Origin of the sequence: Ramlibacter sp. 2FC, assembly GCF_005503345.1 — a bacterium.
GTDB lineage: Bacteria > Pseudomonadota > Gammaproteobacteria > Burkholderiales > Burkholderiaceae_C > SCMQ01.
In genome coordinates this window covers 1-9,486 of record NZ_SCMM01000090.1, presented here as the reverse complement: position 1 = coordinate 9,486, position 9,486 = coordinate 1, and the positions used below count along the sequence as shown (strand labels likewise).

Annotated in this window: 12 protein-coding genes; 6 read left to right on the top strand and 6 right to left on the bottom strand. The window is 69.0% G+C overall.

Going from position 1 to position 9,486, the window contains the following annotated elements; all coding sequences use genetic code 11:
• The 4 genes from FFS10_RS21930 to hemP form a co-directional block, all read left to right on the top strand.
• Positions 1-308 (top strand): energy transducer TonB (locus FFS10_RS21930; RefSeq protein WP_137896723.1); only part of this gene is annotated, 308 nt, incomplete at its 5' end.
• Positions 309-315: 7 nt separating this feature from the next.
• The gene (locus FFS10_RS21925; RefSeq protein WP_137896722.1) at positions 316-1,029 is read left to right on the top strand and encodes a MotA/TolQ/ExbB proton channel family protein; all 714 of its coding nucleotides are present in this window, start codon (positions 316-318) and stop codon (positions 1,027-1,029) included.
• 12 nt (positions 1,030-1,041) lie between these two features.
• Positions 1,042-1,452, top strand: coding sequence for an ExbD/TolR family protein (locus tag FFS10_RS21920; protein ID WP_137896721.1), 411 nt, complete (start codon positions 1,042-1,044; stop codon positions 1,450-1,452).
• A gap of 24 nt (positions 1,453-1,476) precedes the next feature.
• A complete protein-coding gene (hemP, locus tag FFS10_RS21915; RefSeq protein ID WP_137896720.1) occupies positions 1,477-1,683 on the top strand; it encodes a hemin uptake protein HemP in 207 nt (68 codons plus the stop codon).
• A 187-nt stretch (positions 1,684-1,870) separates the two neighbouring features.
• Here hemP and FFS10_RS21910 read toward each other — a convergent pair whose 3' ends face one another.
• Positions 1,871-2,278 carry a GlcG/HbpS family heme-binding protein gene (locus tag FFS10_RS21910; protein ID WP_137896719.1) on the bottom strand — a complete coding sequence of 136 codons (408 nt, stop codon included), beginning with the start codon at positions 2,276-2,278 and terminating at the stop codon, positions 1,871-1,873.
• 186 nt (positions 2,279-2,464) lie between these two features.
• On the opposite strand from FFS10_RS21910, the gene FFS10_RS21905 reads away from it, so the two are divergent.
• Complete coding sequence (locus tag FFS10_RS21905; RefSeq protein ID WP_137896718.1) at positions 2,465-3,166, top strand: Bax inhibitor-1/YccA family protein; 702 nt, start codon at positions 2,465-2,467, stop codon at positions 3,164-3,166.
• A gap of 183 nt (positions 3,167-3,349) precedes the next feature.
• Here the strand turns inward: FFS10_RS21905 and rlmD are convergent, their stop codons facing one another.
• From rlmD to surE, 5 genes are read right to left on the bottom strand one after another with little or no spacing between them, the layout of a single operon-like run.
• Positions 3,350-4,777, bottom strand: coding sequence for a 23S rRNA (uracil(1939)-C(5))-methyltransferase RlmD (gene rlmD, locus FFS10_RS21900; protein ID WP_137896717.1), 1,428 nt, complete (start codon positions 4,775-4,777; stop codon positions 3,350-3,352).
• 54 nt (positions 4,778-4,831) lie between these two features.
• On the bottom strand, positions 4,832-5,851 hold the full coding sequence (locus FFS10_RS21895) for a sigma-70 family RNA polymerase sigma factor (protein WP_137896716.1): 1,020 nt from the start codon (positions 5,849-5,851) through the stop codon (positions 4,832-4,834).
• A gap of 5 nt (positions 5,852-5,856) precedes the next feature.
• A complete protein-coding gene (locus FFS10_RS21890) occupies positions 5,857-6,723 on the bottom strand; it encodes a peptidoglycan DD-metalloendopeptidase family protein (protein ID WP_137896715.1) in 867 nt (288 codons plus the stop codon).
• 12 nt (positions 6,724-6,735) lie between these two features.
• Positions 6,736-7,503 carry a protein-L-isoaspartate(D-aspartate) O-methyltransferase gene (locus FFS10_RS21885; protein ID WP_137896714.1) on the bottom strand — a complete coding sequence of 256 codons (768 nt, stop codon included), beginning with the start codon at positions 7,501-7,503 and terminating at the stop codon, positions 6,736-6,738.
• Complete coding sequence (gene surE, locus FFS10_RS21880; protein WP_137896713.1) at positions 7,500-8,270, bottom strand: 5'/3'-nucleotidase SurE; 771 nt, start codon at positions 8,268-8,270, stop codon at positions 7,500-7,502. The genes FFS10_RS21885 and surE overlap by 4 nt, the downstream gene beginning before the upstream one ends.
• Positions 8,271-8,389: 119 nt before the next feature.
• Between surE and FFS10_RS21875 the strand changes: the two genes are divergently transcribed.
• Positions 8,390-9,364, top strand: a complete 975-nt coding sequence (locus FFS10_RS21875) for an NADPH:quinone oxidoreductase family protein (RefSeq protein WP_137896712.1) — start codon at positions 8,390-8,392, stop codon at positions 9,362-9,364.
• Positions 9,365-9,486: the final 122 nt, after the last annotated feature.

The following is a 9,486-nucleotide window of genomic DNA, read 5'->3' as shown; positions in this document are numbered from 1 at the left end:
CCCCGGCACCGCCCGCCCCGGCCCGCGTCGAGCTGCCGTCCAGCGACGCCGACTACCTGAACAACCCCAAGCCGCCCTACCCCCCCCTGAGCCGACGCCTGGGCGAGCAGGGCAAGGTGGTGGTGCGCGTGCTGATCGCCGTCGACGGCAGTGCGCAGAAGGCCGAGATCCGCAGCTCCAGCGGCTACGAGCGCCTGGACCAGGCGGCGCTGGCCACGGTGCTGCGCTGGCGCTACCTGCCCGGAAAGCGCGGCGGCGTGCCCGAGGCCATGTGGTTCAACGTACCGATCAATTTTGTTTTGGAGTAATCAAGTTATGGAATCGCAATTCGGCCTGGTCAGCGTCTGGACCCAGGGTGACTGGGTGACCAAGGGCGTGGCCCTGCTGCTGCTGGGCATGTCGCTGGCCTCGTGGATGGTCATCCTGATCAAGGCGCTCGACATCCTCAGGTACAAGAAGCTGGCCGCCGGCACCGAGGCCTTCTGGCACAGCGCCGACTTCGCCGAGGGGCTGGGGCGGCTCGCGCCGCAGGCCGGCAACCCCTTCCATGCCCTGGCCACCGAAGGGCGCGAAGCCGCCGCGCACCACCGCGCCACCAAGGCCCAGTTGCACGACAGCCTGGACGTGAGCGACTGGGTGACGCGCTGCCTGCGAAACAGCATCGACGACACCACGGCCCACCTGCAGTCGGGCTTGGCCATCCTGGCCTCGGTCGGCTCGACGGCGCCCTTCGTGGGCCTGTTCGGCACCGTCTGGGGCATCTACCACGCCCTGCTGGGCATAGGCGCGGCGGGCCAGGCCACCATCGACAAGGTGGCCGGACCGATCGGCGAGGCGCTGATCATGACCGCGCTGGGCCTGGCGGTGGCCATCCCCGCGGTGCTGGGCTACAACGCCCTGGTGCGCGGCAACAAGTCGGTGCTGGTCAAACTCAACCGCTTCGCGCACGACCTGCACGCCTACCTGGTGACCGGCGCGCGCGTCAGCGGCGGCGGCGAGGGCAAGGTCGTCCCGATGAAGAAGGCCTGAGGAACAGCAGCCATGGCCTTCGGAACCCAGGACGAACCCGACGAGGTGATGAACGAGATCAACATGACGCCGCTGGTCGACGTGATGCTGGTGCTGCTCATCATCTTCATCATCACGGTGCCGGTGATGAAGCACGCGGTCAACGTGGACCTGCCGAGTGCCAGCAACCAGCGCGAGCAAGTCAAGCCCGAGACCGTGCGCCTGTCGGTGCAGGCCGATGGCGGCTACTACTGGAACGAGTCGCGCGTCGCCGACGAGGCCCTGCCCGCCCTGCTGCAGGCCGAGGCCGCCAAGCAGCCGCAGCCCGACCTGCATATCCGTGGCGACAAGGCCGTGCGCTACGAGCGCGTGGCCCAGGCCATGGCGGCGGCGCAGCAGGCCGGCCTCAGAAAGATCGGCTTCATCACCGAACCCAAGCACTGATCGAGCCAGGAAAGGCGTTCTGCGATGCACAACCTGTCCAACAAGGCCTCCCTCTTCGGCGCCGATGGCCGCCCCCAGGCGAGCAACGCGCCCACGGCGCCGGATGGCGCCGCACGCACGGTGCACAGCCAAGAGCTGCTGCAGGGCCGCAAGGCCGTCGAGATCAGCCACAACGGCGCGATCTACCGGCTGCAGGCCACCCGGCTCGGCAAGCTGATCCTGACCAAGTAAGGCCAGGGCCGAATCTCATCGTGGGACGATGGCCCGGCCGCAGGCCGTGCCGTCGCTTGAGCCAGCCACGGGGGTGGATGCCGCCCAGCCACGCTCTTTTTTCGCCTCCGGCAAACATGCAAAAAGCCGACCCAGGGTCGGCTTTTTGCTGCCCGCTCGCGGGCGGGCCTGGCGGAATCCGCCGGACTCAGAGACCGATGGCGGCAATGCCGGCGCGGGCGATCTGCGCGTCCTCGGTGGACTTCACGCCGCTCACGCCCACGGCGCCCAGGCACTGGCCATCCTTGACGATGGGCACGCCGCCCTCGAGCAGGCCGTTCAGGCCCGGCGCGCTGAGGAAGGACACGCGGCCCCCGTTGATCATGTCCTCGTAGACCTTGCTCTCGCGGCGGCCCACGGCGGCCGTGTGCGCCTTGGCCGGCGCGATCTGCGCCGAGATGGGCGCGGCACCGTCCAGGCGCTGCAGGTGCAGCAGGTGGCCGCCGTCGTCGACGACGGCGATGCTCACGGCCCAGTTGTTCTTCAGGGCTTCGGCCTCTGCGGCAGCGGCGATGGCCTTGACGTCGGCAAATTCGAGGGTGGGTTTGGTCTTCATGGCTGGAACTTCGGTGAAACGCTCAAGCATAACGGCTTGCACCTCGGCCACTGCCCCATCCGGTGGCAAAAGTACCCTCACAAAAAGTAGGAGGCCCCCGCGCGGGAAATCGACCGTGCAGCGGCGATACCCCTAGAATCAGCGCAGTCCGCGCCTTGCGGCCGCAGAAGACATGGAGAAACCTCAATGAACGATCGCGTGACTACCCTGGCGTCCGCTGCCGGCTATGGCCTTGCCGCCTCGCAGGCCCAGCGCAACAAGGTGCTGCGCAATACCTACTGGCTGCTGGCCCTGAGCCTGCTGCCCACCGTGCTCGGCGCCTGGCTGGGCGTGGCCACCGGCGTCACCAGGGCGCTGAGCGGCGGGCTCGGCCTGATCGTCTTCCTCGGCGGCGCCTTCGGCTTCATGTTCGCCATCGAGAAGACCAAGAACTCGGCCGCCGGCGTGCCGGTGCTGCTGGGCTTTACCTTCTTCATGGGCCTGATGCTCTCGCGCCTGATCGGCATGGTGCTGGGCTTCAAGAACGGCTCGGACCTGATCATGACCGCCTTCGCCGGCACGGCCGGCGTGTTCCTGGTCATGGCCAGCCTGGCCACCGTGATCAAGCGCGACCTGTCCGGCATGGGCAAGTGGCTGATGGTGGGCGCACTGGCCATCATGGTCGGCGGCATCATCAACGTCTTCGTCGGCTCCACCGCCGGCATGATGGCGATCTCCGTCATGGCGATCGGCATCTTCAGCGCCTACATGCTGTACGACCTCAAGCAGATCATCGACGGCGGCGAGACCAACTACATCAGCGCCACGCTGGCCCTGTACCTGGACCTGTTCAACGTGTTCCAGAGCCTGCTGGCCCTGCTCGGCATCATGGGCGGCGAGCGCGACTGAGGTCGTGAATCTTTCTGCTGCGCGGGCCGATCTCAGGCCTGCGCTGCTCGCCGTACGGGAGTACGGCTGCGCTGCTCGACCTGACCTCGACCCGCTCGCGACGAAATCTTCACAACCTCAGAGCACATCGTGCGATCACAACAAAGGGACCCGCGGGTCCCTTTGTGTTTGGTGCACGAACGCTCAAACGAGGTCGAACACCGCCATGCTCTCCACATGCGCCGTGTGCGGGAACATGTTGACCACGCCCGCGGCGCTGCAGCGGTAGCCCGCCTGATGCACCAGCAGGCCGGCGTCGCGCGCCAGCGTGGCCGGGTTGCAGCTGACGTAGACGATGCGCTTGGGCGGCGTCCAGCCTTCGGCACCGTCCGGCAGCGGCTGGGCGCCTTCGGCGCCGATGCGCGACTGCTGCAGGTCGGCCAGGGCCTTGGCCAGCGCGAACGCGCCTTCGCGCGGCGGATCGACCAGCCATTTGTCGGCAGCGCCGTCGGCGACCAGGGCCTGCGGCGTCATCTCGAACAGGTTGCGCGCGACGAAGCGCGTGGGCGCCAGGGGACGGCCAGCCGGGGCCTGCTCCTGGTTGCGCCGGTAGTTCTCGCGCGAGCGCGCGACCAGCACCTCGCTGCCCTCCACACCCAGCACCTCGCGCGCCTGGGTCGCGATCGGCAGGGTGAAGTTGCCCAGGCCGCAGAACCAGTCGATCACGCGCTCTTGCGCTTGCGCATCGAGCAGGCGAAGCGCGCGCGAGACCAACACGCGGTTGATGTAGGGGTTGACCTGGGTGAAGTCGGTGGGCTTGAACGGCATGGTGATGCCGAACTCGGGCAGGCCGTAGGCCAGCTCGGGGCCAGGGTCCAGCAGGTGCACGGTGTCCGGCCCCTTGGGCTGCAGCCACCATTGGATCTGGTGCTGGGCCGCGAAGGCGCGCAATCGCGCCAGGTCGTCCTGGGACAGGGGCTCGAGGTGGCGCAACACCAGGGCCGTCACCTCGTCGCCGCAGGCCAGCTCGATCTGCGGGCAGGTCTCGCGCGCGTCCATGGCATAGATCAGCTCGCGCAGCGGCACCAGCATGGCGCTCACATGGGGTGGCAGCACCTGGCAGACCTTCATGTCGGCCACGTAGCGGCTCTTGCGCTCGTGGAAACCCACCAGCACCTCGCCCTTCTTGTGCACATGGCGCACCGACAGGCGCGCGCGGTAGCGGTAGCCCCAGGCCGGCCCCTCGATGGGCCGCAGCAGCGTTTCGGCCTTGACCTTGGCCAGGTGCCAGAGGTTGTCCTCCAGCACGCGCTGCTTGACGGCCACCTGGGCGCCGGCATGCAGGTGCTGCATCTTGCAGCCGCCGCAGGCGCCGGCGTGCAGGCCGAAATGCGGGCAGCCGGGGCGCACGCGCTGCGCCGACTCCTGGTGCAGCTCCGTCAGCGTGGCCTGCTCCCAGTTGTTCTTCCTGCGGTTGACCTGGACCGACACCAGCTCGAAGGGCAGCGCGCCCTCGACGAACACCACCTTGCCGTCGGGCCGGCGCGCAATGCCCTGGGCCTCGATGTCGAGCGCATCCACGCGCAGCCAGCCCTCGGGCAGGGGCTTTTCAGTACGGTTTTCTTCTGTCATGCCGGGATTGTCTCAGGCCCGGGAACGGGCGCTGTCAGTGCCGGCGGACAACCCTCACAGCAGGGCGTCCTTGCCGACGCCCTGGCGCACCATGTGGCGCTTGAGCTTGAGCAGCGCGTCGTTCTGGATCTGGCGCACCCGCTCGCGCGTCAGGCCCAGCCGGTCGCTCAGCACCTCCAGGGTCTCGGGCTCGCGCTCGTGCAGGCCGAAGCGCCCTTCCAGGATCTCGCGCTCGCGTGCCGACAGCGCGTCTATCCAGCCCTGCAGCAGGCGCTCGACCTCGTGGCTCTGGGTCACGTCGGTGGGGTCGATGGCCAGGTCGTCGACCATGGTGTCGCCCAGCGAATATTCGTCCTCGGGCGATCCGGTGGTGGCGTCCAGCGAGCGCGGCGTCTCGGCCATCGCCAGCAGCTGGGCCACCTCGTGCACGTCGCGCCCCAGCAGGGCCGCCACGTCGTCCACGCGCACGCCGTCGGGGCGGCAGGCGGCAAACAGCGGGTCGTTCTCGAGCGTGCGGCGCGCGCGCAGCACCTGCTGCAGCTCGCGCACGATGTGCACGGGCAGGCGTATCACGCGCCCCTGGTTCATGACCGCGCGCTCGACCGCCTGGCGTATCCACCAGGTCGCGTAGGTCGAGAAGCGAAAACCCCGCTCGGGCTCGAACTTGTCGATCGAGTGCATCAGGCCGAGGTTGCCCTCCTCGATCAGGTCGCTCAGCGGCACGCCGCGGCCGAAATAGCCCTTGGCGACACTGACCACCAGCCGCAGGTTGTGCTCGATCATGGACTGGCGCGCCGCGAAGTCGCCGGCCCGGGCGCGCATGGCCGTTTCGAACTCTTCCTCGGGGGTGAACAGCCCGGTGCGGCGCACCTCGCGCAGGTACAGCGTGAGCGTGTCGCCGGACTCGCCGGTCACGTCCTCCGCCTCCAGCGCAACGGGCTCCTCCGGCGGCGGCTCCACCGGGGGCTTCGCGCTGGGCTGGAGCACCGCGGCAGCGGCCCTGGGTAAGCGGGCCGCTCTGTGCACAAGCGCATCCGGAGCTCCCCTCGGTTGACTTCCGTTGCGCTTGTTCATGGCGGCTACCTGGCTGGCAGGTACCTGGCCGGGTCGACCGGCTTGCCCTGCTTGCGGATCTCGAAATGCAGTTTCACCCGGTCGGCATCGCTGTTGCCCATCTCGGCGATCTTCTGCCCCTTGCGCACGGTCTGGTCTTCCTTGACCAGCAAGGTCTGATTGTGCGCGTACGCGGTCAGGTAGGTGTTGTTGTGCTTGAGGATGACCAGGTTGCCGTAGCCGCGCAGGCCTGCGCCCGCATAGACCACGCGCCCATCGGCCGCCGCCAGCACGGCTTCGCCAGCCTTGCCGCCTATGTCCAGGCCCTTGTTCTTGGCCTCGTCGAAACTCGCCAGCAGCGTGCCGTTGCTCGGCCAGATGAAGGCGAGCTCGTCCTCGCCATTCGCGGCCGCGGCCGGCGCAGTCGCTGCAGCGGGAGCCGGCGCGGCCGCCGCCGAAGCGGACGCACGCGGCGCGCTGGCCGCCTGCGCGGGCGCCACGGCGGCCGGCGTGACCGCGGAGGCCGTGACGGGCTTGGTCACCACGCCACCAGCCTCGGTGGTGGTGGTGACCACCGGCGGCACGACGCGCAGCACCTGACCGACCTCGATCAGGTTGGGGTTGTCCAGATTGTTCCAGCGCGCGATGTCGCGCCAGGCCTGGCCGGTTTCCAGGCCGATGCGCATCACGGTGTCACCCGGGCGCACCGTGTAATAGCCGGGCTTGCCGGCGTTCTCTGCGCCCGGCAGCGCCTTGACAGCGGGATCCGTGGTCGTGCCGCTGCGCATGCCGCGGTCTTCCACGGGGGCGCGCTGCGTCGAACGCGTGGTGCAGCCGACAAGCACCAGACTGGCCACCAACACCACCCATCCCTGACGACGAAAACCCTGCATAAATTCTTTCCCTTACACGACCCCCGATTTTAGGGGGACAAAGTGAACCGCCTCAAGCACGCTCTGCCGAATTCCCTGGGGCGTCTTGTCGAGCACCACCAGCGCCTGCGTACCTGCAGCCTGGTGCATGGGCGCGACCAGGCGCCCGCCTGGCGCCAGCTGGTCGATCCAGCACTGCGGCAGGGCATCGCCTCCGGCCGCCGCGATGATGCCCGCATAGGGCGCGCCCTTGGCGAAACCCGCCATGCCATCGCCGAACAGCAGGTGCACGTTCGCCAGCCGCAGGGGGCGCAGGTTCTCGCGCGCCTTGTCGTGCAGGCCGCGCAGACGCTCGATGCTGTAGACCTCGGTCGCGACCTGGCTCAGCACCGCCGCCTGGTAGCCGCAGCCGGTGCCGATCTCGAGCACGCGCCCGATCCGCCCCTGAGCACCATTGCGCAGCAGCTCGATCATGCGCGCCACCACGTTGGGCTTGGAGATGGTCTGGCCCAGGCCGATCGGCAGGCTGGTGTCCTCGTAGGCCTGGTTGGCCAGGGCGGTGTCGACGAAGCGATGGCGCTCCACGTTGCCCATGGCGGACAGCACCTGCGCGTCACGCACGCCCTGCGCGGCCAGCTTGGCCACCATGCGCGCACGCACGGCACCGGAATCCATGCCCACGCCCTGGGGCTGGGAACGCTGCGGGACGGGCGCGCTGCGTCCGGCCTCGGCCGGACGCGCCGGCGCGGGGCGCCCCGCGGAAAAGTCGATGCGCGCGGGAAAACGCGGGCGCTGCGTCATGCGTCGCCCCCGCCCGAGAGCCGCGCCGCGGTCTGGGCCCAGTAGCCCAGGTGCTCATGGGCCGTGAGGTCGACCATCAGCGGTGTCAGCGACATGTGACCCAGGGTCGTGGCATGGAAATCCGTGCCCTCGGCGTCGTCCATGGCCGGTCCGGCCCCGCCGATCCAGTACATGGTGTCGCCGCGCGGGCTGGGCTGGGTGATCACCTTCTCGGCCGCGTGCCGGCGGCCCAGCCGGCAGACTTTCAGTGGCTTGATCTGCTCCAGCGGCAGGCTGGGGATGTTCACGTTGAGCAACCAGGGCTGATGGCCGATCAGCCGCTGCTGGTCGATCTGTTGCACCAGCTCGCGCGCCTTGAGCGCAGCCGCCTCGATATGGGCCCAGCCTTTCTCGATCTGCGAGAACGCGATCGCCGGGACGCCGAACAGGTAACCCTCCATGGCCGCCCCCACGGTGCCCGAGTAGATGGTGTCGTCGCCCATGTTGGCACCGTTGTTGATCCCCGAGAGCACGAGGTCGGGCCGGTAGCCCAGCAGGCCGGTCAGCGCCACGTGCACGCAGTCGGCCGGCGTGCCGTTCACGTAGCGAAAGCCGTTCGATGCGCGGTGCACGTAGAGCGGCGAATGCAGGGTCAGCGCGTTGGACTTGGCGCTGTTGTTCTGCTCGGGCGCCACCACTTCGACCTCGGCCACGGTCTTGAGCGCCTCGTACAGTGCGACCAGGCCCGGAGCCTGGTAGCCGTCGTCGTTGGAGATGAGGATTTTCATGGCGTTACAGCGTGCAAGCGATTGTAGGTTGCGCACCGCCGGTCGCTCCTGGGACATGGCCGCCACCGGCCCCCGCCTATGATGGCCGGATCCGCAACCGAGATCGAGGAGAGCCGACCGTGCATGCCTGGCTGTGTGAAAACCCCGTGGGCGTCGACGCCCTGACCTGGAAGGAGCTGCCGACGCCCGAGCCCCGCGCCGGCGAGGTGCTGGTCGAGATCCAGGCCGCGAGCCTGAACTTTCCCGACCTGCTGATCGTGCAGAACAAGTACCAGCACAAGCCGGCCCTGCCCTTCGTGCCGGGCTCAGAATACGCGGGCACCGTGGTCGCCCTGGGCGAGGGCGTGACCGGGCTGCAACCCGGCCAGCGTGTCGCCTGCCTGGCCGGCACCGGCGGCTTCGCCACCCACACGCTGGCGCAGGCCGCGCAATGCCTGCCGCTGCCCGACAGCTTCCCGCCGGTCGACGCGGCGGCCTTCATCATGACCTATGCCACCTCGCACCACGCCCTGCTCGACCGCGGCCAGCTCAAGGCCGGCGAGACCGTGCTGGTGCTCGGCGCCGCCGGCGGCGTCGGCACGGCCGCGATCCAGATCGCCAAGGCCGCCGGGGCCCGCGTGATCGCAGCCGCCTCCAGCGACGAGAAATGCGCGCTGTGCGCGTCCATAGGCGCCGATGCGACCATCAACTACAGCCGTGAGAACCTGCGCGAGGCGCTGAAGGCCCTGACCGAAGGGCGCGGCACGGACCTGGTCTACGACCCCGTGGGCGGCGACCTGGCCGAGCCGGCCTTCCGTGCCATCGCCTGGCGCGGCCGCTACCTCGTGGTGGGCTTTGCCGCGGGGCCCATACCCGCGCTGCCGCTGAACCTGGCGCTGCTCAAGGGGGCGTCCATCGTCGGCGTGTTCTGGGGCGACTTCGCGCGCCGCGAACCCCAGGCCAACGCCGCCATGATGGCCGAGCTGGGCCGCTGGTACGCCGAGGGCAGGATCAAACCCGTGATCGACCGCACCCTGCCCATGCAGGAGCTGAAGGCCGCCTACGCCCTCATGGGCTCGCGCGGCGTCAAGGGCAAGCTGGTGCTGGTGAACTGAGCGCAGCACGCCAATCGGCATAGGGGGCCTCCATGATCGGAGGCACCCCTGCCACACCACCCGGCATGCGGGTCCGCACCGGGCGGTTCGAGAGCTTGAGGTCATGACAGCCTTGGCACTCC

What these genes read in the sequence shown, in the direction of transcription:
- FFS10_RS21925 (WP_137896722.1), top strand. Translation starts at nt 316, where the DNA reads ATGGAATCGCAATTCGGCCTGGTCAGCGTCTGGACCCAGGGTGACTGG.
- FFS10_RS21920 (WP_137896721.1), top strand. Translation starts at nt 1,042, where the DNA reads ATGGCCTTCGGAACCCAGGACGAACCCGACGAGGTGATGAACGAGATC.
- hemP (WP_137896720.1), top strand. Translation starts at nt 1,477, where the DNA reads ATGCACAACCTGTCCAACAAGGCCTCCCTCTTCGGCGCCGATGGCCGC.
- FFS10_RS21910 (WP_137896719.1), bottom strand. Translation starts at nt 2,278, where the DNA reads ATGAAGACCAAACCCACCCTCGAATTTGCCGACGTCAAGGCCATCGCC.
- FFS10_RS21905 (WP_137896718.1), top strand. Translation starts at nt 2,465, where the DNA reads ATGAACGATCGCGTGACTACCCTGGCGTCCGCTGCCGGCTATGGCCTT.
- rlmD (WP_137896717.1), bottom strand. Translation starts at nt 4,777, where the DNA reads ATGACAGAAGAAAACCGTACTGAAAAGCCCCTGCCCGAGGGCTGGCTG.
- FFS10_RS21895 (WP_137896716.1), bottom strand. Translation starts at nt 5,851, where the DNA reads ATGAACAAGCGCAACGGAAGTCAACCGAGGGGAGCTCCGGATGCGCTT.
- FFS10_RS21890 (WP_137896715.1), bottom strand. Translation starts at nt 6,723, where the DNA reads ATGCAGGGTTTTCGTCGTCAGGGATGGGTGGTGTTGGTGGCCAGTCTG.
- FFS10_RS21885 (WP_137896714.1), bottom strand. Translation starts at nt 7,503, where the DNA reads ATGACGCAGCGCCCGCGTTTTCCCGCGCGCATCGACTTTTCCGCGGGG.
- surE (WP_137896713.1), bottom strand. Translation starts at nt 8,270, where the DNA reads ATGAAAATCCTCATCTCCAACGACGACGGCTACCAGGCTCCGGGCCTG.